Annotated in this window: 25 protein-coding genes; 7 read left to right on the forward strand and 18 right to left on the reverse strand. The window is 51.9% G+C overall.

What is annotated here, in order from left to right; genetic code table 11:
* Window positions 1–7: 7 nt before the first annotated feature.
* The 7 genes from AAC007_RS14700 to AAC007_RS14730 are packed head-to-tail and all read right to left on the reverse strand — an operon-like array spanning window position 8 to window position 4,727.
* Complete coding sequence (locus tag AAC007_RS14700) at window positions 8–676, reverse strand: urease accessory protein UreF (RefSeq protein WP_295877896.1); 669 nt, start codon at window positions 674–676, stop codon at window positions 8–10.
* Complete coding sequence (gene ureE / locus AAC007_RS14705) at window positions 669–1,160, reverse strand: urease accessory protein UreE (protein ID WP_295877895.1); 492 nt, start codon at window positions 1,158–1,160, stop codon at window positions 669–671. Before ureE ends, AAC007_RS14700 begins: the two co-directional genes overlap by 8 nt.
* Before the next feature lie 27 nt (window positions 1,161–1,187).
* Window positions 1,188–2,891: an urease subunit alpha gene (gene ureC / locus AAC007_RS14710; protein ID WP_339677782.1), complete on the reverse strand. Its 1,704-nt coding sequence runs from the start codon at window positions 2,889–2,891 to the stop codon at window positions 1,188–1,190.
* The gene (locus AAC007_RS14715) at window positions 2,888–3,220 is read right to left on the reverse strand and encodes an urease subunit beta (protein WP_296434060.1); all 333 of its coding nucleotides are present in this window, start codon (window positions 3,218–3,220) and stop codon (window positions 2,888–2,890) included. The genes ureC and AAC007_RS14715 overlap by 4 nt, the downstream gene beginning before the upstream one ends.
* Before the next feature lie 38 nt (window positions 3,221–3,258).
* Entirely contained in the window at window positions 3,259–3,561 is a 303-nt protein-coding gene (gene ureA, locus AAC007_RS14720) for an urease subunit gamma (protein WP_219043178.1), read from the reverse strand.
* Between the two features lie 46 nt (window positions 3,562–3,607).
* Window positions 3,608–4,537: an urease accessory protein UreD gene (locus AAC007_RS14725; protein ID WP_339677786.1), complete on the reverse strand. Its 930-nt coding sequence runs from the start codon at window positions 4,535–4,537 to the stop codon at window positions 3,608–3,610.
* A gap of 31 nt (window positions 4,538–4,568) precedes the next feature.
* A complete protein-coding gene (locus tag AAC007_RS14730; protein WP_339677788.1) occupies window positions 4,569–4,727 on the reverse strand; it encodes a hypothetical protein in 159 nt (52 codons plus the stop codon).
* Window positions 4,728–4,786: 59 nt separating this feature from the next.
* Here AAC007_RS14730 and AAC007_RS14735 point away from each other — a divergent pair, with 59 nt between their 5' ends.
* The 4 genes from AAC007_RS14735 to rep all read left to right on the forward strand — a co-directional run bounded on the left by AAC007_RS14735 (window position 4,787) and on the right by rep (window position 10,237).
* A complete protein-coding gene (locus AAC007_RS14735; protein WP_295877891.1) occupies window positions 4,787–5,050 on the forward strand; it encodes an accessory factor UbiK family protein in 264 nt (87 codons plus the stop codon).
* 79 nt (window positions 5,051–5,129) lie between these two features.
* On the forward strand, window positions 5,130–6,611 hold the full coding sequence (locus tag AAC007_RS14740; protein ID WP_339677791.1) for a YifB family Mg chelatase-like AAA ATPase: 1,482 nt from the start codon (window positions 5,130–5,132) through the stop codon (window positions 6,609–6,611).
* Between the two features lie 101 nt (window positions 6,612–6,712).
* A complete protein-coding gene (locus AAC007_RS14745) occupies window positions 6,713–7,969 on the forward strand; it encodes a diguanylate cyclase (protein ID WP_339677793.1) in 1,257 nt (418 codons plus the stop codon).
* 261 nt (window positions 7,970–8,230) lie between these two features.
* Window positions 8,231–10,237, forward strand: a complete 2,007-nt coding sequence (gene rep / locus AAC007_RS14750) for a DNA helicase Rep (RefSeq protein ID WP_339677794.1) — start codon at window positions 8,231–8,233, stop codon at window positions 10,235–10,237.
* On the opposite strand, the gene AAC007_RS14755 is transcribed toward rep, so the two are convergent.
* The 8 genes from AAC007_RS14755 to AAC007_RS14790 all read right to left on the reverse strand — a co-directional run bounded on the left by AAC007_RS14755 (window position 10,234) and on the right by AAC007_RS14790 (window position 17,074).
* Complete coding sequence (locus tag AAC007_RS14755) at window positions 10,234–11,160, reverse strand: trypsin-like peptidase domain-containing protein (RefSeq protein WP_339677813.1); 927 nt, start codon at window positions 11,158–11,160, stop codon at window positions 10,234–10,236. The genes rep and AAC007_RS14755 overlap by 4 nt on opposite strands.
* A 181-nt stretch (window positions 11,161–11,341) precedes the next feature.
* Entirely contained in the window at window positions 11,342–11,764 is a 423-nt protein-coding gene (locus tag AAC007_RS14760) for a c-type cytochrome (protein WP_339677795.1), read from the reverse strand.
* Between the two features lie 221 nt (window positions 11,765–11,985).
* Complete coding sequence (locus tag AAC007_RS14765; protein WP_296434067.1) at window positions 11,986–12,624, reverse strand: NAD(P)H-binding protein; 639 nt, start codon at window positions 12,622–12,624, stop codon at window positions 11,986–11,988.
* A 113-nt stretch (window positions 12,625–12,737) separates the two neighbouring features.
* On the reverse strand, window positions 12,738–13,118 hold the full coding sequence (locus AAC007_RS14770) for a VOC family protein (protein WP_295877885.1): 381 nt from the start codon (window positions 13,116–13,118) through the stop codon (window positions 12,738–12,740).
* Window positions 13,119–13,166: 48 nt separating this feature from the next.
* A complete protein-coding gene (gene parE / locus AAC007_RS14775) occupies window positions 13,167–15,056 on the reverse strand; it encodes a DNA topoisomerase IV subunit B (protein ID WP_296434068.1) in 1,890 nt (629 codons plus the stop codon).
* 99 nt (window positions 15,057–15,155) lie between these two features.
* Window positions 15,156–15,752 (reverse strand): YqiA/YcfP family alpha/beta fold hydrolase, encoded by a 597-nt coding sequence (locus AAC007_RS14780; RefSeq protein WP_296434069.1) that lies wholly within the window; start codon window positions 15,750–15,752, stop codon window positions 15,156–15,158.
* A complete protein-coding gene (locus tag AAC007_RS14785) occupies window positions 15,749–16,555 on the reverse strand; it encodes a phosphodiesterase (RefSeq protein WP_296434070.1) in 807 nt (268 codons plus the stop codon). The genes AAC007_RS14780 and AAC007_RS14785 overlap by 4 nt, the downstream gene beginning before the upstream one ends.
* A gap of 75 nt (window positions 16,556–16,630) precedes the next feature.
* Entirely contained in the window at window positions 16,631–17,074 is a 444-nt protein-coding gene (locus AAC007_RS14790; protein ID WP_296434071.1) for a DUF1249 domain-containing protein, read from the reverse strand.
* Between the two features lie 120 nt (window positions 17,075–17,194).
* On the opposite strand from AAC007_RS14790, the gene AAC007_RS14795 reads away from it, so the two are divergent.
* Window positions 17,195–18,613 carry a TolC family outer membrane protein gene (locus AAC007_RS14795; RefSeq protein ID WP_339677801.1) on the forward strand — a complete coding sequence of 473 codons (1,419 nt, stop codon included), beginning with the start codon at window positions 17,195–17,197 and terminating at the stop codon, window positions 18,611–18,613.
* 32 nt (window positions 18,614–18,645) lie between these two features.
* Here AAC007_RS14795 and waaA read toward each other — a convergent pair whose 3' ends face one another.
* The 3 genes from waaA to AAC007_RS14810 form a co-directional block, all read right to left on the reverse strand.
* The gene (gene waaA, locus AAC007_RS14800; protein WP_339677803.1) at window positions 18,646–19,923 is read right to left on the reverse strand and encodes a lipid IV(A) 3-deoxy-D-manno-octulosonic acid transferase; all 1,278 of its coding nucleotides are present in this window, start codon (window positions 19,921–19,923) and stop codon (window positions 18,646–18,648) included.
* A 94-nt stretch (window positions 19,924–20,017) separates the two neighbouring features.
* Complete coding sequence (gene elbB, locus AAC007_RS14805; RefSeq protein WP_339677805.1) at window positions 20,018–20,671, reverse strand: isoprenoid biosynthesis glyoxalase ElbB; 654 nt, start codon at window positions 20,669–20,671, stop codon at window positions 20,018–20,020.
* The gene (locus tag AAC007_RS14810) at window positions 20,668–21,645 is read right to left on the reverse strand and encodes a Ppx/GppA phosphatase family protein (RefSeq protein ID WP_339677807.1); all 978 of its coding nucleotides are present in this window, start codon (window positions 21,643–21,645) and stop codon (window positions 20,668–20,670) included. The genes elbB and AAC007_RS14810 overlap by 4 nt, the downstream gene beginning before the upstream one ends.
* Window positions 21,646–21,729: 84 nt before the next feature.
* Between AAC007_RS14810 and trxA the strand changes: the two genes are divergently transcribed.
* Together trxA and rho are read left to right on the forward strand one after the other, a co-directional pair.
* Complete coding sequence (gene trxA, locus AAC007_RS14815) at window positions 21,730–22,056, forward strand: thioredoxin TrxA (protein WP_159238771.1); 327 nt, start codon at window positions 21,730–21,732, stop codon at window positions 22,054–22,056.
* A gap of 223 nt (window positions 22,057–22,279) precedes the next feature.
* On the forward strand, window positions 22,280–23,548 hold the full coding sequence (gene rho, locus AAC007_RS14820; RefSeq protein ID WP_219043197.1) for a transcription termination factor Rho: 1,269 nt from the start codon (window positions 22,280–22,282) through the stop codon (window positions 23,546–23,548).
* Window positions 23,549–23,607: the final 59 nt, after the last annotated feature.

Below are 23,607 nucleotides of genomic sequence, written 5' to 3' on the forward strand. Positions count from 1 at the left end.
CGCTCTGCTAAGAGCGAAACAATCTTGAATACTGGGTCTCATGCTGCATCGAGGCCATGGCCAATCCTGGCAGGCCGGCGCCAATATCGTCGTCATTACACTTAAAGGCATCGGCAACCGTTTTTTCTAAACACGGCATCAAGGCCATAAGTAATCGCTGACCGTCGGTTTGCCCAAGCGGGACTAATTTAATTGCCGCTGCCGTCTGATTTTCCAGCCAGCTCCACGCAAATCCATACAAGGCATCATCATCATTTATATCGAAATACTGCGCCGCCATCGCAAAGCCTGTAGCAAAACTGATGGTTTCACCCTTGGGCCATTGCAAGGCTGCGGGCAGTTCCAGGGAAACCAATAGACGCAATAGCGCCTCGCCCATTTGCACATCTTCTAACAGCAATTCACGGGACTCCCTTGCCGCCTGCAATGTGTCGTTCCAATGCTGCACTGCTAGCACATCGCCTCGCCGCCACGCGGCTAAAAGCCGCAACATGACCGGCAGATCTAAACCGCCCACACTGTGACTCATGACTTCGCCAATCCAATCGACTGCGCCATTCATATCGCGAACCCAAGCGCGCTCTACCGCATACTCCAGACCTTGCGAATACGCGTAGGCGCCCACTGGCAATGCCGGACTAACCAACTGCATAAGGTGCAATAGTGGCTTAGCCATGGGCGTGCTCGTGGGAGTGGGCATGCTTGGCTTCGGGAGAATGGTCGTGCGAATGACCGTGGCCACCGCTACTGTGATATGCCCCATTTTCAGGGTGAAAGGTTTTATCGGTGACTAACACCGTAAGGCCCAAGCCTCGCAGCATATCGTCCAATACGTGATCGTGCTGATAGCGCAATTCGCCGACTTCAATTTGCAATGGCACATGGCGATTGCCCAAGTGATACGCTGCCTTGGCTAACAGTAAAGCATCGTCACTACGGACCTCTGACACGGTTTCTTCCGCCGCAACCACCAACACGTTCTCACCGCTGTTTGCGACAAGAATTTCGCCATCGGCGAGCACTTTGCCCCGCTCAACAAACCATGCGACATCTAAACCGCACAGTGTTTTTGCTCGGTAACGGCTGCGCTGCCGCTCCTGATAATTTAATACCAGGCGAATATCGCTAGTACCAACACCGAGCTTGTAGCATTCCAACATGGTTAAATCCTTATTCACACAGCCCCATTAAAACAGGCAGTACAATTGCGCTAACGGCAGCTCACTAGCGGGTTCACAAATCAACAACTGACCGTCTGCACGCACTTCATAGGTGTCGGGATCCACTTCCATCACCGGCTGATAATTATTTAGCACCATGTCGGCCTTGCTTACCTTGCGGCAATTTTTTACCGCGACTAAAGGTCGCTCCAAGCCCAGCTCGCTTGCGATATCCGCATCGATGGCCGCCTGACTCACAAAGCTCACCGAGGTCTGCACACAAGCTTTACCGAAGGCGCCAAACATCATGCGGTAATGCACCGGCTGCGGCGTGGGAATAGACGCATTAGGATCGCCCATCGGCGCTGCGGCGATGGCACCACCTTTAATAATCATCGACGGTTTAATGCCGAAAAACGCCGGCTTCCACAGTACCAAATCCGCCAGCTTACCCACTTCTATCGAGCCCACCTCATGGGAAATGCCGTGGGCTATAGCGGGGTTGATGGTGTATTTCGAAATATAGCGGCGGGCTCGAAAGTTATCGCTGCCATTGCTGTCTTCGGCGAGCGGACCGCGCTGTACTTTCATTTTGTGGGCGGTCTGCCACGTTCTGCACACCACCTCGCCGACCCGCCCCATGGCTTGGGAGTCTGACGAGATCATCGAGAACGCGCCGAGATCATGAAGAATATCTTCTGCCGCAATGGTCTCTTTGCGAATCCGCGAGTCGGCAAACGCGACGTCTTCCGGAATATTTGGATCGAGATGATGACAGACCATGAGCATATCCAAATGCTCGTCGACCGTGTTCACAGTGTAAGGCCGTGTTGGATTAGTAGAGGAGGGCAGTACATTGGCGGAACCACAGGCTTTAATAATATCCGGTGCGTGACCACCGCCGGCACCTTCGGTGTGGTAGGTGTGAATCGTCCGCCCTTTAAATGCGTCTAAGGTGTCTTCGACAAAACCCGACTCGTTCAAGGTGTCGGTGTGAATCGCCACCTGCACATCGTATTTTTCTGCCACGCTCAAACAGCAGTCTATCGACGCGGGGGTGGTGCCCCAATCTTCATGCAGTTTTAAACCCATGGCGCCGGCTTGTAATTGCTCTTCCAAGGCACCCGGCAAACTCGCATTGCCTTTGCCAAGAAAGCCCAAATTCATCGGAAAGCTTTCTGCGGCCTGCAACATTTTGCCGATATGCCAGGCACCTGGTGTGCAGGTGGTGGCATTGGTGCCGGTTGCCGGGCCGGTGCCGCCGCCCAACATGGTGGTCACGCCGCTCATCAGCGCTTCTTCAATTTGTTGGGGGCAAATAAAATGAATATGGGCGTCGATCGCGCCCGCCGTTAAGATTTGACCTTCGCCGGCAATAACCTCGGTACAGGGGCCAATAATAATGTCGATATCTGGCTGAATGTCGGGATTCCCCGCCTTGCCGATAGCAACAATACGGCCAGCTTTAATCGCGACGTCAGCTTTAACGACACCCCAGTGATCTAAAATCAGCGCATTGGTAATAACCGTGTCTGGGGTGAATTCGCGTCCTAGCTGGCTTTGCCCCATACCGTCACGAATAACTTTACCGCCGCCAAACTTTACTTCCTCACCGTAGGTGGTGAAGTCTTTTTCTACCTCAAGCCACAGTTCGGTATCGGCAAGACGAACCTTGTCACCTACCGTGGGGCCGTACATATCCGCATAGGCGCGGCGATCAATCGTCGTCATGATTTTGCCCCTGTTGCCGCGGTATCTAAAGCGCCCATCACGTCGCCACGAAAACCATACACTTCGCGCTTACCGGCCAAGGCCACTAACTCAACCTCGCGACTCTGGCCCGGCTCAAAGCGCACCGCTGTTCCCGCCGCAATGTTTAAACGAAAACCTCGGCTCGCCTCGCGGTCAAATTTCAGCGCCAAATTAGTCTCAAAAAAATGGTAGTGGGAGCCAACCTGAATCGGTCGATCACCGCTGTTTGCGACGTCGATCGTGCAGGTTTCGCGTCCCGCGTTCAGCACGATATCACCCTGCACTATTTGCATTTCACCTGGAATCATAAAGCCTCCCTTGCTGCAGCTAAGCGCTGCCAAATTCGTCAAACAATCGGATTGTGCACGGTCACGAGTTTGGTGCCATCGGGGAAGGTGGCTTCAACCTGTACCTCGTGAATCATTTCAGCAACACCGTCCATCACATCGTCGCGCCCCAGTACTTCGCGGCCTGCGCTCATCATCTCAGCCACGGTGCGGCCCTCACGGGCACCCTCCATCACTTCGGCGGAAATCAGCGCAATCGCCTCGGGATAATTTAATTTTAGGCCCTTGGCTTTGCGGCGTTCCGCCAGCAGCGCCGCCGTAAAAATCAATAATTTATCTTTGTCTCTAGGACTCAGTTCCATCGCTTAACTTCCCGTCTTTATCAATCTTGTAATCGCTAAATAGCGCTTAGGTATTCCAAATTCGCGGCGGACACGCCTTCCGTCCGTTTAATAAGGGCCGCAGTTGCGACCACAACCAAATAAAGCCTTTGCGACACTGCTCTGGTGAATCCCCTAAATAACGCGCCAGGAAAATATCGCGCTTTTGAGATAAGCCCCACTCCGCCGCCAACCAGCCTTTGCTAGCAACAAGCTCTGCTAAACCGTCTCGCAAGGTATCCATCACATCTTGATCACATTGCACCGTAGCAAATAGGGTGCCGCACACCGACATCCCACCCATCCCCCAGGGAGCGTCTAGCATTCTGCTGCCACCCAGCCATTCGGTGCGCTCGCTCAGGACAGGCACACCATCGCGACTGATAGCAATTTTCTGTAAGCAACGTCCGCGTCCAAAGCCCTCGCCACTGGCACGACGACCCAGCACGACAATATCCCAGGCACATAAACGGGCATCACCGTGCAGGTGAAACTGATTGCTTAACTCGGCTTCTGCCCCTTCAAAAACAATGGTTTCCTGAGGCAACCATTCAAGACAGGCACCGCTTGCCACACTGGCTGACACGCCCTGCGACTGAACTGTCTTCGCGGTGTCGCTGCGATAAACCTTGCCCGCAGAGGGGGTGGTCAACAGTGCCTGCGCACGAGTATCTAGCTCTAAACTCACACGCAGAGCATCGCCCGGCACCATGCCGCCGGGGGGATGCAAAAGATAGACATGACAGCAATCGTCTTCCGGATAAAATGGTCGCTGCACCCGCAGCGGCCCCTTATGTAAAGACCGCACCAAATCTGTGCGATTTTTATTGGGACGAAACAGCAACTCGATCGATGCCTGCCAGGACTTGGTCGGTATCAATTCTGCGCCGCTAGGCGGCGGTATCTCTTGTGTGGGGGCGAGAGCCGTCAACGGCCAATCCTTATCGTTATGAAACATTCAAGGGCATTACGCAGCACGTACACCGAGTTTAGGCAGAAGCAAAAGCAATATCTGGGCCATCGCTGTGCACGGTAAATGGGCGCTGCGCCATATCGGTTCTGGAATTTGCGGATGTCGCACCAATTGAAAGCAATGCGACTGACGATTTAGCCTCAGACGTCTGACTTCCAACGTCAAGCGAGCCCATACATCTCCCACCCAGCGCCAATAAACGATACACTTGTCGCATTAATGAGGTGACTACACATGGCCAAACCCGATTTTATTTCTCAGCTCGCTCAACAAGCTGGCCGCTTAATCAATAATGGTCCTGAAATTCAGCAGGACATAGAAGAAAAAGTACAGGTCTTGCTGCAGGGCGGATTTAGTCGCTTAAACATGGTGTCGCGCGACGAATTTGACGCCCAAGTCGCGGTGCTTAATCGCACTCGCAGCAAGCTGGAGGCGCTGGAAAAGCAGCTTGCCGAACTAACAGCTCAGCTAGAAAACCAAAACACAAGCAATAGCTAAGCGTCGATAAAAAAGGTACTACAATCGCTACACTAGGGATTAGTGTAGCCACCAATCCGCAGCCTTCAAGGATGAAGACATGCCTCTCGCCACTGTATACAGCCGCGCCAAACTCGGTATCAACGCTCCGCTAGTTACCGTTGAAGTCCATTTGTCCGGCGGACTTCCCACCTTCAATATTGTTGGCCTACCCGAAGCCACCGTTCGCGAGAGTCGCGACCGAGTTCGCTCCGCGCTCATCAATTCGCGCTTTGACTTTCCCGTTAGCCGCATCACCGTCAATTTGGCGCCAGCTGACTTACCCAAAGAAGGCGGCCGCTTTGACCTCCCCATTGCAATCGGCATTTTACTCGCGTCGGGACAAGTGCCGGCGGCGCCATTAAAAGATTTAGAATTGATTGGCGAATTGGGTCTGAGCGGTGAACTCCGCGCCGTCGATGCCGCGTTGCCGGCCGCCATCCACGCTAACGCCGCAGGTCATATATTGATTTTGCCTGCGGCCAATAGCGGACTTGCCTCCATTGTCGACGACACCGGCCTGCGCGAAGCGGAGTCCTTACTCGCGGTGGCAGCCCATCTGCACGGCCAGCAAGTGCTGCCATTTGCAGGCGCCAGTGCAGACCCCATCGACAGCGATCACTACCCCGACCTCGCTGACGTAAAAGGACAGACCGGCGCCAAACGCGCACTGGAAATCGCGGCGGCCGGTGGCCACAGCTTGCTGTTAAGTGGCCCGCCGGGAACGGGGAAAACCTTGCTAGCAAATCGTCTCCCCGGCATTTTGCCACCCTTAACAGAATCCGAGCGTCTAGATATCGCCACCGTGCAATCGGTGGCTGGCAAACCACTGCATCTGCATCGCCCATTTCGCGCCCCACACCACACGGCGTCGGCGGCGGCACTTGTCGGCGGTGGCAGCTATCCTCGACCCGGAGAGATCTCCCTCGCTCACAACGGGGTTTTATTTCTAGACGAGCTACCGGAATACCCGCGCAAGGTATTAGAAGTGCTGCGCGAACCCATGGAATCCGGCGAAGTGATTATTTCCCGCGCCGCCCAGCAATTAAAATTCCCCGCTAAGTTCCAATTGGTCGCGGCCATGAACCCCTGCCCCTGTGGTTACGACGGCGACGAGAACAAAGATTGTCGCTGTACCCCCGACCAAATTCAGCGCTACCGCAGCAAATTGTCGGGGCCGCTTTTAGACCGAATTGATTTACGTATCAACGTACCTAGGCTGCCACCCGGCGTGTTGCAATCCGATAGCAAAGCAGAAAGTAGCGCGGCAGTGCGAGAGCGCGTATGCAAGGCGCGAGCTCGCCAACATCTGCGCAGCCCGAATATAAATGCCAGACTCAGCGCGGACGAGGTCGCCAATTTTTGCCCCCTCGATCAGCCCAGCAAGCAATTCATGCTGCGCGCTGAGCAAAAATTAGGCCTCAGCGCCCGCGCCCACCACCGCCTTATTAAAATTGCGCGAACCATTGCCGACCTCAGCGGCGACCAAAACATAAGCCTTGCTCACTTGCAGGAAGCCATGATTTATCGCGGTGACCAATAGGCCCGCTTTAACTCACCCGCATAGGCAACATTACTGATCCCCCTCACCAGTTGCGAATTGTAGACTCCTTGCTATAAACAGATAACAAGGCACTAAAAGCAATGCCAAGCGTCCTAGTGGTAGAAGACAACGCGGCGCTAGCTAGTATGGCGAAAGCGATCCTCGAAGATATTCTTGGCTTCACGGCTTACGTTGCCCGCAATGGCGCCGAAGCCAAGTCCTTGCTTAAGGATCACCCCCAGCAATTCACTGTCGCACTGGTTGACCTGAATCTTCCCGATGCGCCGAACGGCGAAATAGTCCCTGTTGTGCAGTCATACGATATTCCGGTGATTGTTCTCACCGGTTATTTCGGCGACGAATTACGCAAAAATATGATTGAACTGGGCGTAGTCGATTACGTGCTCAAGAAAAACATGAGCGCCTATGAATACGCCTGCCATCTAGCGCAGCGTGTGCATCGCAATTACTCAACCAAAGTCCTTATCGTCGACGATTCAAAGTCTGCATTATTAATGCTGAAGCGACATTTGGAGATCCAACGCCTACAGGTTATCACCGCCGAAAACGGAAAAGATGCCTTGCTAAAAATGGCTGTGCATCCCGAGATTAAACTCGTTATCACAGACTACAATATGCCAGAAATGGATGGCTTCGAACTTATTCAACAACTTAGAACACGCCACCCCAAAGACCAGCTCGCTATAATTGGCCTATCCAGCTCTGGCGAGGCGCGACTGTCCGCCCAACTCCTTAAGAGTGGCGCCAATGACTTTATTGGCAAACCGTTTAGCTATGAGGAATTGCTGTGCCGCGTTAACCAAAATCTCGATTACCTCGATCACATTCAAGATATTCGTGACGCCGCCAACCGCGACTACCTAACCAAACTTCACAATCGTCGCTATTTCTTTAGCCACGGCAAACTATTGCACCAAAAAGCCCAGTTTCAAGAAACACCGCTATCGTTAGCCATGATTGATATTGACCACTTTAAAAAAATTAACGACCGCTATGGCCACGAGGCGGGTGATACCGCATTAAAACACATGGCGGATCTACTACGTGGTGAGTTTCCAGATGACCTCGTTGCTCGTTTTGGTGGTGAAGAATTCTGTATTCTGAGCACCACCGGCAGCGATGATACTTATAAACGCTTTGACGAATTTAGGCGCAAAGTGGCAGACAGCCGCATAGAAGATGATAACTACCAATTTGGATTTTCCGTCAGTATTGGTATTTCCAGTGTGCAAAGTGAAAAGCTAGATGCCAGTATCCACGCCGCCGACCTCAACCTCTATCGAGCCAAAGAGCAGGGAAGAAACCAAGTCATTTCCAGCTGCCAACCGGAGCGCTAGCAGCACGCCCAACGCTTCCACTCTCTCCCGGCCAACGTTAGTACTAGCGCAGTCAATTATCTAGTCCGATAAAAGGCCACATAAACCGGTATCTCGCGGCCGTACTGATTCCCGAAAGTTGTATGTAATGAAGATGGTGGATAATTTTGAAGCACCCGAGCGAAGCGCCTAATTAATATCCGAGGCAGCGGTTCTTCCCCTGCTTCGCCCCTGCTACAATGCCCAGCCTTTTCACCCCTCGGCCCTGGACACAGCAACCGCGTGAGCAAACTCAACGACAGACAGCGCGAAGCGGTGCTTTATATCGACGGCCCGATATTGGTGTTGGCCGGTGCGGGCAGTGGAAAAACCAGTGTTATCACCCGCAAGATGGCCTATTTGATTGAAAAATGCGGCATGCCGGCCCGTCACATTGCCGCAGTCACCTTTACCAATAAAGCCGCCCGTGAAATGAAAGAGCGGGTCTCTCAGCTGGTGAAGGGCAAGGAAGCGCGGGGCTTAACGGTATCGACCTTTCATAATTTAGGTCTGACGATACTGCGCAGCGAGTACAAAGCACTGCAGTATAAATCAGGGTTTTCAATTTTTGACGGCCAGGACGCGCAGACCTTAATCCGCGATTTACTGATGCAAGATCACGGTGCGGAGAGTGACAATGCAGACCGCATCCAGCATCGCATTTCGCAATGGAAGAATGAATTTATTACTCCTCAGCAGGCCATTGCCAGCGCCGAAGGGCCGGCGGATATACTGTGTTCGCAGGCTTATTTACGTTATCAAAATGCCCTAAAAGCCTATAACGCCTTGGACTTTGACGACTTGATTATGCTGCCCGCGCTGCTGTTTGAGCAGCAGCCCGCCATCCTCGAAAAATGGCAGCAAAAAATTCGTTACATGCTGGTGGACGAGTACCAAGACACCAACGGCGCGCAATACCATTTAGTAAAACAACTGGTGGGCGATCGCGGTGGTTTGACCGTGGTGGGTGACGATGACCAATCGATTTACGCCTGGCGCGGAGCCAAGCCAGAAAACCTGTCGTTGCTCGGCAAAGATTACCCGCACTTAAAAGTGGTGAAACTGGAGCAAAATTACCGCTCCACGGCGCGCATTCTTAAAGCGGCCAATACCGTTATTGCCAACAACCCCCACGAGCACAATAAGGCGCTGTGGTCGGAGCTGGGACACGGCGAACATATCCGTATTATTCGCTGCCGCAACGACGACGCCGAATGCGAGCGGGTAGTTACCGAGATTCTCGATCACAAGCTGCGCACCCAGGGCCGCTTCGGCAATTACGCTGTGCTGTATCGCGGCAATCATCAGTCTCGCCTATTAGAACTGAAGCTACAGGTTCACCAAATACCCTATAAGCTCAGCGGTGGCACCTCGTTTTTCGCCCGTAATGAAATCAAAGATATCATGGCGTATTTGCGCCTAATTATTAATCCCGGCGACGACAACGCGTTTTTGCGGATAGTAAATATACCCCGCAGAAAAATCGGCACCTCTACCTTAGAAAGCTTGGGGCGCTACGCGACCGAGCGCGAAGTGAGCATGTACGATGCCTGCGATGAAATGGGGCTTAGCCAACACCTGCCAGAAGCGGCGGTCTCGCGCCTGCGCGAATTTACCAGCTGGCTAAACACCCTGCGTCGCCAATGTTATGAAGGCGACCCCGTTGCCAGTGTGAAGCAGCTAGTAAGCGATATTGATTATTTAGACTGGCTCATTCAAAACGCCTCGTCCATCGCCATCGCGGAGCGGCGCATGGCCAACGTTCACATCCTAATCAGCTCCTTAGAAAAATCGATAAAAGACGACGATAGCGAGAATGCCATTGAAGGTGCGATCAGCCGCTTAGTGCTCCGCGATTTAATGGAACGCCAGGAAGATGAAAAAGAAAGCGACGACCAAGTGCAGCTAATGACCCTGCATGCGGCCAAGGGTTTAGAGTTTCCCCACGTCTTTATGATCGGCTTGGAAGAAGGTATTTTGCCCCATCAAAACAGTATCGATGACGGCATGATCGAAGAAGAACGTCGCCTTTGCTACGTTGGCATCACCCGCGCCCAGCGCACCCTCACCATGAGCTACTGCGCCAAACGAAAAAGCTTTGGTGAGTTTACCAGCTGCGAACCCAGCCGTTTCTTAGCGGAATTGCCCCAGGAAGATTTGGAATGGGAGGGTCGCGGCGACAACGACCCCGCCCAAAATCAGAAACGCGGCGGAGAAACCCTTGCCAGCTTGCGGGATATCCTCGGCTAAAAATTAGCCGAGGGATAAAAATCCGGCCACACCAGCAGTTTTGTGCTGGCGTTGATAAAGCCACCATCAATCGCATATTTCAAAGCGCGATCAACATTGGCAACACCGTTGCTGACATTTAGCAACGTAGGCCCGCCCAAACCCACCGACAACACACTGGTCACAGCCAGTGCCTGCCCAGTAGGACCAAAAATAGGGCCGCCGCTATCGCCAGGAATGCTGGCCTTGTCGGTGCGTATTTCATACGCCCAACCACCACCCAAGACCGCCGTGATCGTGCCACTTTTCGCCTCTAAACTGCGCAAGCCAAAGTGAAAGGGCGAACGGCCATAGGCAAAGACATTATCGCCAACTGAGGCTAAGCCCGTAAATAATGACACCGGCCCGCCAAAGGCAAAAGAGGCGGGATGAATATTCGCTAGATCGTCGGAATGTACTTTGACCAAGGCAAAGTCGTTGTAAACACAGGCATCAGAGCCCGGTGTTTCGCCCTGTTCCTGCATGGCACGCCAACTGGAATACACCAGCTCGCCAGGCTGAGTCGCATTTTCAATCACAATCTGGTTAAACCCGATGGGTAAATTGCTGGTTTCGCAGGGATCAACACCCTCGTTGGTATCGATACTGAAGCAATGCGCCGCCACACCGATATACACCGTCTGCGCGTTAGGGGAAAACAAGAAATTACCGGTACAACCGCTGCCATCTGCACTAATCTCCATGCCAGGGCGAATCTGGCTGCCCGTCGGAACACCAAAGCTCACTGGGGTTTCTGGGCTAGAAGTGCCGCCGCCATTCTCTTGGGGGGGATTATCCGTACCGGCTGAATTGTCGCTGTTTGTCGGTGTGGAATTAGATGAACTTGAGGAGCCACCGCAGGCCGCCAGAAGCGCCACAAACACAAAAATCACCCATCGAGTCATCACAGTCATATCCATGCATCTACATTATTATTAACAGAGTAGCGCAGATTCAGGACATTTAGCGTATTTTTACCTTATATCGGCACCACATCGACACCAATCTTACGCAGCCGCTGTTATAGCAGATTTATTCTGAGCAAAAAAAAGCCGCGCAGTGCGCGGCTTCTGAGCTAGATGGCGATTACTTACTGTTTTCCAGTATGTAATCTACCGCAGCCATGACTTCTTCGTCAGAGCAACTCATACACAAGCCTTTGGCTGGCATCATACCGATATTGCTGAAGCCTTCGATAGCATGCTTATACAACGTATCTGAACCCTGCTCGGCGCGCGTGGCCCAGTCTGCCGCGTCACCTAGCTTAGGCGCGTTGCCCGCACCGGTGGCATGACAGCCCTGACAGCTACTTTTGTAGACTTCTTCGCCTGACTTAGCCGCGCCACCCGCAGAGGCAACCGCTGCACCGCAGGTACTATCGCCTTGTAAACACACTTTACCGGCAGGCTGAATGCGGCTTTCTACTTCAGCCATTTGCTTGTCCGTCAACGCCCAAGCGGATACACACACCATCACCAAACCAAAGGCAGCGACCAATTTCTTCAACATTGCACTATTCACCGTTAACGTCCTCTCTGCTTACAAGGCATCGCAGCCCGCATCATATTCTGGCGCGCATTATAACGGCATGGTCGCGATTACTCCAATAGCGCATTTTACTTATGGGCCAAGGTAGTAAAAACCATATGCTCAAGTATTGATTGATGGCTATGCATATTGGGAGAGGGCTTAACATTTCACCGGGCGGCGCAGCAATTTCTAGATTTAGCTCAGTACTGAATAATCGGCGCTTTATGGAGCCAAGTATCATCGTCTAGCATCCCCAGCATGGCGTGAGCACAATCGGCAAAACTGATTTTTGAAAACCCATTAAAACGCTCAAAGCCAATGCGATATTGACCACGCAGCTCGCCCGCTCGCATTTGCAACGGCCGCACGCCGAACCACTTCACATCTGTATATTGTTTTAATAGTTGGTACTGGTGTTCTTTGTCGTTGTGCCGCAGGCTCATAAATACCTCGGCAAACTTTCTCACAAAACGTGCACCAAAGGTAATTTGGTCTTCTTCTACAAAGGTACTACCGCCCCCGCACCAGATAAAACGGCCCGCGGACTCGCCGCGCAGCGCGTCTAAAATATGGCGACTCACCTCGGTACAAAGGTTTGGCTGTGATTGCTTGTCGACGCCGATGGCAAATAATACTGCCGCGGTATCAGCACAGATAGCACGCCACACGTCATCTGCGCACAGGGCATCACCCTCGACAATGGATATGCGCTCTTTCAGTTCCGCCGGTAATTTCGCCGCCGAACGAACTAGCACCGTTATCTCGTGACCAGCATCAACAGCTTGCCGTAAACATTGACTGCCTAGGGCACCGGTCGCACCAAATAAGGTAATTTTCATCGCGACTGATCCTGCTTTTTATTGTGTGGTTAAGAATATAAGGTCAAATCCCGCTAAGCCAAAACCAAAAAAGGCGAGACCCTAAGGCCTCGCCCTTTTTTTCTAGAACGTACTTAAGCTACGCGGTGTAAAGCACAGAGTTTATTACCCGATGGGTCGCGCAAATAAGCAAGATACAGCTTACCTAAGCCACTTTCGCGAACACCCGGCGCATCTTCACAACTAGTGCCGCCATTTGCCACACCCGCTGCATGCCATGCATCTGCCTGCGCTGGATCTTTTGCCGCGAAACCTACCGTGTTGCCGTTACCGTGGCTAGCAGGATTGCCATCAATCGGCGACGTTATTGCGAAAATGCCACTCTCGGTAAAATAAAAGCAACGTCCCTTATCATCCATAACACCGGGCTCGTAACCCAGTGCGCCTAAAATCGCATCGTAAAATTTCTTTGATGCGTTCATGTCGTTTGCACCGACCATAATATGACTGAACATTTTTTATTTTCCTCGTATATTATTTAACTAAACATTTAGCAAGAATACTCACAACAAAATTTCTGCTTCATCACCGCTGGCTTCAAGCCATGTTTTACGATCTGGCGCGCGTTTCTTTGATAGCAACATATCCATCAAACTATCGGTTTCATCACCGTCATCAATTGACAGTCGCACCAAGCGTCGGGTGTTGGGGTCCATGACGGTTTCACGAAGCTGTAAGGGATTCATTTCACCCAAGCCTTTGAATCGGGTGACAGAGACTTTGCCACGCTTATTCTCGGCTTCCAGTCTGTCCATAATGCCCTGCTTTTCGGCATTATCCAGCGCGTAAAAAACGTCTTTACCAAGGTCGATACGGTACAGCGGTGGCATCGCAATATAAACATGGCCTTGCTGAACCAGTGGGCGAAAATGACGTAGAAATAAAGCGCATAACAAAGTGGCAATGTGAAGTCCGTCGGAATCCGCATCGGCCAGTACACAGATTTTACCGTAGCGCAGTCCGCTTAGGTCGTCGGAGTCTGGATCTATACCCATCGCTACGGAAATATCGTGGACTTCTTGCGAGGCCAAAATTTGCTGGGCGTCGACTTCCCAGGTATTTAAGATTTTACCGCGCAGCGGCAAGATCGCCTGAAACTGGCGATCGCGGGCTTGCTTGGCGGAACCGCCCGCCGAATCCCCTTCCACCAAGAACAACTCGGCGCGCTCGGTATCGACACCAGAGCAATCGGCTAATTTACCGGGCAAAGCTGGCCCCGCTGAGACTTTTTTACGCACCACTTTCTTGGCTTTACGCAGCCGAGTTTGAGCGTTGTTAATGCAGAGTTCCGCGAGCTTTTCCGCGTCTTCGGTGTGCTGGTTTAACCACAAACTGAAGGCATCTTTGGCAACACCGGCAACAAATGCCGAGGCTTCCCGCGAACTTAATCGCTCTTTGGTTTGCCCAGAAAATTGCGGGTCAGCAAGCTTAGACGACAGCACGTAACTGCACTTTTCCCAAATATCATCCGGGGCTAGTTTCACACCGCGGGGAATCAGACTGCGGAACTCGCAAAACTCTCGCATGGCGTCTAATAAGCCGCTGCGTAAACCATTGACGTGGGTACCGCCCTGGGCGGTGGGAATGAGGTTTACATAGGATTCAGCCAGAGGTTCGCCACCTTCAGGCAACCATTGCACAGCCCAATCAACCGCCTCGCTGCGGCCGCTGAAATGGCCAATAAAGGGCTCGGATGGCAGGGTTTCGTATTCACGGGTGTGACCAGCGAGATAGTCGCGCAGGCCGTCTTCGTAATACCACTCCTCGCTTTCGGTGCCGGTTTCATCAATAAAGCAGACGCGCAATCCTGGGCATAGTACCGCCTTAGCACGTAATACATGTTTTAAACGACGTACCGAAAATTTGGCAGAATCAAAATATTTGGGATTGGGGGTAAAGCGAATATAGGTGCCAGTATTGCGCTTGCCGCAGCTATCAATCACGGCCAATTCAGAGGTTTTGTCGCCATTGGCAAAAAACATCTGGTGAACTTCGCCGTCGCGTTTAATGATAATTTCTAGCGATTCAGACAAGGCATTAACTACGGACACACCAACGCCGTGAAGACCACCAGAGAACTGGTAATTGTCGTTCGAAAATTTGCCACCGGCATGCAAGGTACACAGAATAACCTCAACACCCGGCAAGCCCTGCTCAGGGTGAATGTCTACCGGCATACCACGGCCGTTGTCGCCGCAGGCCAAGGAGCCGTCGGCAAACAAGGTGACTATGATTTCACTGGCGTGCCCAGCCAGCGCTTCGTCGACGCTATTGTCGATGACTTCTTGCGCGAGATGATTGGGTCGGGTGGTATCGGTATACATACCGGGGCGCTTGCGCACCGGCTCTAAACCAGTAAGGACTTCGATGGATTGCGAATTATATTGTGACATCTAAAACCATTGTTAGCGGCCGCACCGCATTTGACTAATTGAGCTAAACATCCAGCCATTGAATGGACCGGAATCCGTATTATTTTCTATTAATGTTGACTACTCTACTGCAGGCGCCGGCAATTGCATAAACTCGACGATCGCGGGTAAATGGCGTTCAAAATTCTGAAAGCCGTGATCGCCACCCGCCTCCACTGTCATCTGCACGCCATCGTAAAAGCTGACCGCATGGCGATAGTCCAAGGTTTCGTCCTGCTCCTGTACCATCACCCAGTAACGTCCGGTGTCCGGTTTTACCACCAATGACTGCAGCGTATCAATGTCGGCCTGCGTCAAACTAAAGTCCACACCAGTATAGGGATTGTGGTGTTCGCCAATAAAATGTTCCGCAAAGGTGTGGGGTTGAACCGCCGGGTTCACCAACACCGCGGGCAGGCGGTAACGCTCAGCCAAGACGGTGGCAAAAAATCCCCCCATGGAGCTTCCCACTAAGCCCAATGGTCCGGTCTTCTTCTGCAAAAAATCTTGCACTAATTGATCTAGCTCACGAAGTGCTTCTGCCGGCGTATTCGACAGCGACGGTACCATATAATGAATATTGGGGTGGTGCTCGGCGACGTAACGCCCCAGTTGCTGTGCTTTTAAAGATTGCGGTGACGAGATAAACCCGTGAATATAAATAAGCCCTGCTGTCATTCGTAACCACTTGCCAGATTGTCGACCGCAAATGTTACACCTTTTACCCGCGACACTCTTGTTTGAAATCGACCATTTTCCGCCAAGTAAAATACCCGATAGCCTGGATTGCAGTCATCGAGCGCAAAGTTGTCGCTATTCGGCGCAAATTGAATACACGTTGAGGGCGTGGTTAACAGCCCCACATTTTCAAAAAGCATTTCAGACTGCTGGTGCACATGACCCGACACAAAGGCTTTGATTTGGGGCTTACCGGCGACCAGGGCAAAGACTTGATCTGCATTTGTTACCCGTTGCTCATCTAGCCAGGCACAGCCCAAGGCTCTCAAGTGATGATGCAAGAACACCAAGCTGGGCCGCTCTGCCTCTGCAATGCTCGCCAGCGCTGAAAGCTGATCAGCCGCCAAGCAGCCGCCAACCTCACCTTCTATGGCAGAGTTCAAAAAGCCCAAGCGCCAAGCGCCAAGATCCACCGTTGTAGGCATCATTTGATCGCCAACGATGCTTTTCATAAGATCCACATCGTCATGATTACCCGGCAACCACACCATTTGCGACGCGAGACCATCGAGTCGCGCATACAAACGACGGTAGGATTCCGCATCGCCATGCGCTGCAATGTCACCAGAGACGACCAGCAAATCAATATGCGGGCACTCTGCAGCCAACGTGCTCAGCACTAGCTCTAAGCTATTATCGGTATCCATACCCAATAGGCTATCACCCAGCTGGGCGCCGAGATGACAATCGCTGATTTGCACCACCGTCAGCAGTGCTTTGTCTTTTTGAGCAGGCAAATTCACCGAACAACCCCATTATTAATGCTTGTTTTATACGGGATGCCCCAGCCTTGCGCCAGTAAAATTAAGCGAACGGCGTCATATTTCAAGAATATTCAGCGGATTATCTAAAGAGTGGCCATGACTAAGGCACAGACTCAACCATTCGCCTAGATAACGGTTTTGCTGCGCCTTTTCGTCACGGTGGTACATGCTGGCATTTGGGTAGCGGTAGCGGGGCTTTACCGGCCGCAATCCCCGCGCCCCCATGACCTCCGCGAGATTAGCGTCGTGATAAATTCTAACTTGTAGTACCGGCACTGGCAGCTCGGCGAATAGGGGCTTTTCCAAGCGCAGTTCAATCATTGTGGTATACGGCGCACGCTCTTTAATCAGTAGCTCAACGGCGTTAGTCGCCACGCCAAAACGCAGACAATCGCCAGCCTCCACATCCGACGGCAGCAATTTTTGCAAACGGCGAAAATTCATTTCGCAATCGGCAAGATGACCATTGAGGTCTATTCGGTACTGATGGTTATTCACATCACTCCCAATGAAATGCCCGCGCATTCCATAACTTTAGTTAATATTCATATTCAGTGGGTATTTATTTGGTACACTTTAGGGCTTTCCTCCCGCCCTCTTTGGAGACAGGTTACCTCTATGATTGCCAAACGTCATCTACTCAGTATCTCCATCGCTGCACTCCTAAGCAGCCACCTTGTTCAGGCTGACACATTACTCGATGTCTATGAACTTGCAGTGAAAAATGATCCGCAGTTACAAGCGGCTCAAGCGAGCTACCGCGCCAATATTGAAACAGAGAATTTAAGCCGCGCTGGGCTGCTCCCGCAGATCACCGCACAAGCCTACTACCAAGACTCTGAAAGCGACTCGCAAGGTAAAGGATTACAAAGCGATAGCCTCGGAAATTTCAATATTATCGATCAAACAACCGTTACCGATACCGACTCAGAATTCTATTCCGTATCGCTGAGCCAGCCTCTTTTTGATCTACCTGCGTGGTTCAGCTTTCAAGCCGGCAAAAAGGTTTCTGAACAAGCCGAAGCGCAGCTGGCTTACGAACAGCAGCAATTGATCGTACGTACTGCAGAAGCCTACTTCAATGTATTGCGCGGCAGTGAAAACCTCGACGCATCTAAAGCAGAAGAGCGCGCTGCTAAGCGTCAGCTCGAGCAAACCCAGCAACGCTTTGACGTTGGCTTAATTGCCATCACCGACGTGCACGAGGCCCGCGCGGTATTCGACAGCACCGTTGCCCAGCGTTACGGTTTTGAAGGCACCCTGGCAATCGCCAGAGAAAACCTCAGCAACTTAACGGGCCAGGAGCATAATAATCTATGGTCGCTCAAAACCGACTTCCCCATTACCATGCCGGAACCCGCCAGCCGCGCAGAGTGGGTAGATTTTGCACTGGCCAATAACAAGTTATTGCAGGTTTCTAACGCTGGCGCTAGCTCAGCTTACGAAACCGCCCAGTCGAAAAAGATGGAGCATTTGCCTAAGGTTGTCGGCAGCTTCACCACCAGTAAAAACGATGTAGATGGAACGAACATTGTTCGACCAGATTCCGGTTTTGCTTTACCGCCGGAAACCTACACGGAATCAGATGCGCTGCGCGTAACGTTGACCATGCCCCTATTTGCGGGTGGCGCAATTAGTGCCGGTCGACGTCAAGCCTACGAGCAATACAATGCGGCCAACTACAATGCGCAAACTACCCAGCGCCAGGTCATTACCGGCACCCGTGCGCAGCACATTGCGGTGTACACCGATGTGCAAACCGTCAATGCCCGTAAACAGAACATCATTTCAACCCGCAGCGCGCTAGACGCAACTGAGGCTGGTTATGAAGTGGGAACACGGAATATAGTTGATGTACTCGATGCCCAACGCCGCCTTTACGGCGCAATGCGCGATTACACCAATGCCCGCTACGACTATGTTATTGATGTGCTAAAACTAAAATTGAATGCCGGCACATTGAGTCCAGCAGACATTATTGCACTGAATAAATGGTTACAACTGCCTAAGCCCATCTCATTAAAAGAGAACAGCTAAAAGAGATTGAATCGGCAAAGTCTTAAAGCCATTTAACGCAATTCCAGCGCTTGTTCGATCACCGTGAGCAAGCGCTGTAAAGCGCCCCGATTATTATCTACCACCTGTTTTGCCGCCGCTCCTTGCTGTCCAGCACGCTGCGAATCTGTCATTAACCCTTGTAGCGTCTCCGCTAAATCCTCCGCGTCGACTATCGTTAGCAAGCCACCCGCCCCTTGCAATAAAGCGCTAATTTCCGAAAAGTTAAAATCGCTGGGGCCACTCAGAACCGGCAATCCCCAGGCTGCAGGCTCCAATGTGTTGTGGCCACCGTGCTCAATAAGGCTACCGCCAACAAAGGCAATATCGGCGCAACCAAGCAGCAGCAATAGCTCGCCCATGGTATCGCCCAAAATTACTTGCGCATCGATAGCACTGCTGCCTTGCCGATATTCGCTTCTACGCTGAAGGCTAAACCCCTCAGCCGTAACTAATTCTGCAACCTTGCTAAAACGCTCTGGGTGTCTCGGCACCAATAACAGCAGCGCATTTGCTTGCTTCGCAAGCAATGCCTTGTGTGCCGCCAATAAAATTTCATCTTCACCAGCGTGGGTGCTCGCCGCGATCCACACTGGTCGTGTGCCAAACCACTGCTCACGCAACTCACGCGCCTGATCTCGGAGTAAGGACGGAATAGCCAAATCGAATTTAATACTACCGGAAACCGTCAAGTTCTCGGATGCCACACCCAGTGCCACAAAACGCGCTCCGTCATCCGCAGTTTGCGCCACCACCTGTGAAAACTGCGAAAATACCGCCCGTGTTAACGCCGCCAAACGACCGTAGCCGCGCGCGGAGCGCTCAGATAACCGCCCATTCGCTAAGAGTACGGGAATCCCCTTCGACGCCGTTTGGCAAACCATGTTAGGCCAAATCTCGGTTTCCATAATCACCGCGACGCTTGGCTGGACACGCTTTAAAAACCGACTTACTGCATCAGGCAAATCATAGGGGGCATAAACATGGAACACGCGCTCGCCAAACATGGCTTGCACCCGCTCAGAGCCGGTTGGCGTCATGGTAGTAACTACCACAGGCAAGGTTGGATGCTCTGCGAGGAAATGCTCAATGATCGGCGCCGCTGCTATGCTTTCGCCGACTGAAACCGCATGAATCCACAAACCGTGTTTTTGCGCTGGCGCCTGAAAAAAACCAAAGCGCTCAGCAATACGATGCCGATATGCCGGCGCCTGCCACCCTCGCCAAAGCAAGCGCAGTAACACCAGCGGCAAAATTAAGTAGAAAAAAGCACTATATGAAAATCGGGGCATGTCGCGAATGCGTTCCCATACTCAAGCAAATGCGGCAAGCATAACGGCCAGCGCGCAATCAGACCAGCCGTATGCTCAAAACCCCGCGATGCAACTAGGCCATATTTAAAACTTCTCGGACACAGCGATTAATTCCCTTAGCCGCTTCGGCAATACTTCCCGCCAACATATAGGCCGGCGTTGTGACTAACTTCATCGTCTCGTCTATGCAAACTTCATCGACCAAACAGCTCTGATGCAGCGCGCCCATACTATTAATGGCAGCGGCAACATCGGCGTCATTACCCACAGTACATTTCACACCATCACCAAAAATACGGGCCGCCATGGTCGGTGCTATGCAGATCAAACCGGTCGGCTTGCCCGCCTTGTGCATAGCCTGAACAAAATGCAGTACATCTTTTTGCACCGTCATATCAGCGCCATTTACAGCAAAATCAGATAGATTTTTGGCCGCACCAAAGCCGCCAGGCACGATCACTGCATCAAAATCTGCTGGCAGTGCATCGGCCAAGTCCTTCACTTCGCCACGAGCCAATCGCGCGGCTTCAACTAACACATTGCGGCTTTCGCCTTCGGCCACTTCACCCACTAAATGGTTGATAACATGGAGCTGCTCAATATTCGGCGCAAAACACTGGTAGCTGGCGCCATGGTTTTCTAATGACAACATGGTGAGTACCGATTCATATATTTCGGAACCATCATAAACACCACAACCGGATAGTATCAGTGCGACTTTTTTCATTGCTGCTGTCCTCCTTGCTGGAATGTCAGCCCGCCGTCAGCGAGCCGATTTTCGATAATACCCTCACGCAGCCCGCGCTGCGAAAGTTGCATACTACTAATATTTAAGGCCTCGAACAGGGCCATTACAATCGCCACGCCAGAGGCAAAAATAGACCGGCGATCTTCGGTCAGACCGGGGTAGCGAACGTCATCAACGGTGTTAAATGAGAACAAACTGTCTACCAGTGCCTGCAACTGTTGCAAGTAAATCCCCGTACTACTTGGGTTTTTAGGCTGCGCTAAGAGCACCTGTTCAACCGCCAACAAGGTGCCAGAGCAGCCAACGACACGGGGAGACGATTCCCAAAAAGCCGCCGGAAAACGATGCAATGCCTGCTTAAATATCACCGTCGCGGCATCGCGCGCTGCATTAAAATGTTCTTCTCGCAATTCACCATCCGGAAAATAGCGCAAATAATGCAGGCAGCCGACACCGACACTCACCCCTTTCACCATTCGATGTGCGAAACCCCAGGCGAGTTCAGTACTGCCACCACCAATATCAATCACCAGGCAATGTTGCTGAGACGAGGTATCCGCTTTGCCCAACAATTTTGTGCTAACGCCAAGATAAACCAGCTCCGCTTCCCGCTCACCACTAATGATAGATGGCAACACACCGAGTAAATTCTCCACGGCCGATAAAAACGGCAAGGCATTGCCCACGCCGCGCAATGACGCAGTGGCAACCACGTGCAGTTCCGCAATGCGGTAGCGCGCCAATACCTCCTTGTAATCTTGCAGGCACAATAAGGCACGGTCTCGGGCGTCGCTCTGTAAACTACCTTGGTCGGCACCCGCAGCTAATTGCACTCTGCGTTCCTCGGTATACACAGCACACCAACCATTCGATTGCACTTGTGCGATCAATAAATGAAAGCTATTTGACCCCATATCTATCGCCGCCACATACGAGCCAACGGTCAAATTCACACTGTTACCCCTTTTCACATCCCGCCAATTCCTGTGCTATCATCGCACATCCTTTATTTTGTGAAGTTTATTCGGAGAATTAACATGAGCGACAACATCGTTCACGTCACCGACAGCAGCTTTGAAGAAGACGTGCTGAAGTCTGATTTACCTGTGCTGGTCGATTTCTGGGCTGAGTGGTGTGGCCCTTGTAAAATGATTGCACCCATTCTGGATGAAATTTCAGGCGAGTTCGCTGGCAAATTGAAAATCTGCAAAATCGATGTCGATGCCAACAGCGACACGCCTGCCAAATTTAGCGTTCGCGGTATTCCAACGCTGATGATTTTCAAAGGCGGAAATGCAGAGGCCACTAAAGTTGGCGCACTGTCTAAAACCCAGTTACTGGATTTCGTGAATTCAGCACTGTAAGCCCACTGCAGCCCGCTCAGTAAAACTGAGCGGGCTCACGCTAAAAGGTAGACGCCCTAACTTTTCAGTGATAGAGTGCGCAAGATCCTTCAAAGAACACCCAATAATTAACCTTATATTCGCTTCAGCTTAACTCGTCGAGTTCGTTCCGGCTTCCCGGTTTTTGCCGATCCCACGTCTCGCTTATATCCCGTCTAATTGATACCACTAAACCCATATACCTATGAATCTGACCGATCTAAAAACTAAATCAGCCCAAGAACTACTCGACATTGCTAAAGAAAGCGGCCTGGACAACATTGCCCGCTCACGCAAACAAGACATCATCTTCTCCATACTGAAACGACACGCCAAAAGTGGTGAAGATATTCACGGCGACGGCGTACTGGAAATACTCCAGGACGGCTTCGGCTTCTTGCGGTCGGCCGACTGCTCATACCTCGCCGGCCCCGACGATATATATGTTTCACCCAGCCAGATCAGACGCTTTAACCTGCGCACTGGCGATAGTATTGCTGGCAAAATCCGGCCGCCAAAAGAAGGCGAGCGCTATTTTGCACTATTGAAAGTCGACGAAGTTAACTTCACCCGCCCCGAACAGTCCAAGAACAAAGTCCTGTTTGAAAACCTCACCCCCCTGTTTCCCAATGAGCGCTTAACGCTTGAAATGGGCACAGGTTCGACTGAGGATTTAACCGGACGCATCATCGATTTAGCTGCACCAATCGGCAAAGGCCAGCGCGGTCTGATCGTCGCACCGCCAAAAGCGGGTAAGACCCTGATGCTGCAGAATATTGCCTCGAGCATTATTCGCAACAATCCAGAGTGCTACGTTATCGTTCTGCTGATTGACGAACGTCCTGAAGAAGTCACCGAGATGCAGCGCTCCGTCGGTATTCGCGGCGCAGAAGTGGTGGCCTCGACCTTTGACGAGCCACCTGCACGTCACGTTCAAGTGGCCGAAATGGTTATCGAAAAAGCCAAGCGCTTGGTTGAACACAAACGCGACGTGGTTATTCTGCTCGACTCTATCACTCGTCTAGCTCGCGCTTATAACACCATTATCCCCAGCTCCGGCAAAGTACTGACCGGCGGTGTCGACGCACACGCCTTGGAACGCCCAAAGCGCTTTTTCGGCGCAGCTCGTAATATTGAAGAAGGCGGCAGCTTATCCATTATCGCAACCGCATTGATTGATACCGGGTCGAAAATGGACGAGGTTATCTACGAAGAGTTTAAAGGTACGGGTAATAACGAACTGCATCTCGACCGCAAAATTGCCGAGAAGCGCGTTTACCCCGCCATCAATATTCGTCGCTCCGGCACCCGTCGCGAAGAATTGCTGACCGGTGAAGAGGAACTCGCCAGAATGTGGATTCTGCGTAAATTACTGCACGGCATGGAAGACACCGCAGCGATTGAATTCTTAATCGACAAGCTCAAAGACACCAAGACCAACGCGGACTTCTTTGACTCGATGAAAAGGAAGTGAGTCTGACGTCGGAGGCCTGACGCCCGACGCAAAAGCCCTGAAGCTACACCGCAATAAAG

Source organism: uncultured Zhongshania sp. (assembly GCF_963975605.1).
Taxonomy (GTDB): Bacteria; Pseudomonadota; Gammaproteobacteria; order Pseudomonadales; family Spongiibacteraceae; genus Spongiibacter; species Spongiibacter aquimaris.

Bases quoted from the DNA above. Each gene is read 5' to 3' on its own strand.
- AAC007_RS14700 (WP_295877896.1), bottom strand. From the start codon at position 676: ATGGCTAAGCCACTATTGCACCTTATGCAGTTGGTTAGTCCGGCATTG.
- ureE (WP_295877895.1), bottom strand. From the start codon at position 1,160: ATGTTGGAATGCTACAAGCTCGGTGTTGGTACTAGCGATATTCGCCTG.
- ureC (WP_339677782.1), bottom strand. From the start codon at position 2,891: ATGACGACGATTGATCGCCGCGCCTATGCGGATATGTACGGCCCCACG.
- AAC007_RS14715 (WP_296434060.1), bottom strand. From the start codon at position 3,220: ATGATTCCAGGTGAAATGCAAATAGTGCAGGGTGATATCGTGCTGAAC.
- ureA (WP_219043178.1), bottom strand. From the start codon at position 3,561: ATGGAACTGAGTCCTAGAGACAAAGATAAATTATTGATTTTTACGGCG.
- AAC007_RS14725 (WP_339677786.1), bottom strand. From the start codon at position 4,537: ATGTTTCATAACGATAAGGATTGGCCGTTGACGGCTCTCGCCCCCACA.
- AAC007_RS14730 (WP_339677788.1), bottom strand. From the start codon at position 4,727: ATGGGCTCGCTTGACGTTGGAAGTCAGACGTCTGAGGCTAAATCGTCA.
- AAC007_RS14735 (WP_295877891.1), top strand. From the start codon at position 4,787: ATGGCCAAACCCGATTTTATTTCTCAGCTCGCTCAACAAGCTGGCCGC.
- AAC007_RS14740 (WP_339677791.1), top strand. From the start codon at position 5,130: ATGCCTCTCGCCACTGTATACAGCCGCGCCAAACTCGGTATCAACGCT.
- AAC007_RS14745 (WP_339677793.1), top strand. From the start codon at position 6,713: ATGCCAAGCGTCCTAGTGGTAGAAGACAACGCGGCGCTAGCTAGTATG.
- AAC007_RS14755 (WP_339677813.1), bottom strand. From the start codon at position 11,160: ATGACTCGATGGGTGATTTTTGTGTTTGTGGCGCTTCTGGCGGCCTGC.
- AAC007_RS14760 (WP_339677795.1), bottom strand. From the start codon at position 11,764: ATGTTGAAGAAATTGGTCGCTGCCTTTGGTTTGGTGATGGTGTGTGTA.
- AAC007_RS14765 (WP_296434067.1), bottom strand. From the start codon at position 12,624: ATGAAAATTACCTTATTTGGTGCGACCGGTGCCCTAGGCAGTCAATGT.
- AAC007_RS14770 (WP_295877885.1), bottom strand. From the start codon at position 13,118: ATGTTCAGTCATATTATGGTCGGTGCAAACGACATGAACGCATCAAAG.
- parE (WP_296434068.1), bottom strand. From the start codon at position 15,056: ATGTCACAATATAATTCGCAATCCATCGAAGTCCTTACTGGTTTAGAG.
- AAC007_RS14780 (WP_296434069.1), bottom strand. From the start codon at position 15,752: ATGACAGCAGGGCTTATTTATATTCACGGGTTTATCTCGTCACCGCAA.
- AAC007_RS14795 (WP_339677801.1), top strand. From the start codon at position 17,195: ATGATTGCCAAACGTCATCTACTCAGTATCTCCATCGCTGCACTCCTA.
- waaA (WP_339677803.1), bottom strand. From the start codon at position 19,923: ATGCCCCGATTTTCATATAGTGCTTTTTTCTACTTAATTTTGCCGCTG.
- elbB (WP_339677805.1), bottom strand. From the start codon at position 20,671: ATGAAAAAAGTCGCACTGATACTATCCGGTTGTGGTGTTTATGATGGT.
- trxA (WP_159238771.1), top strand. From the start codon at position 21,730: ATGAGCGACAACATCGTTCACGTCACCGACAGCAGCTTTGAAGAAGAC.
- rho (WP_219043197.1), top strand. From the start codon at position 22,280: ATGAATCTGACCGATCTAAAAACTAAATCAGCCCAAGAACTACTCGAC.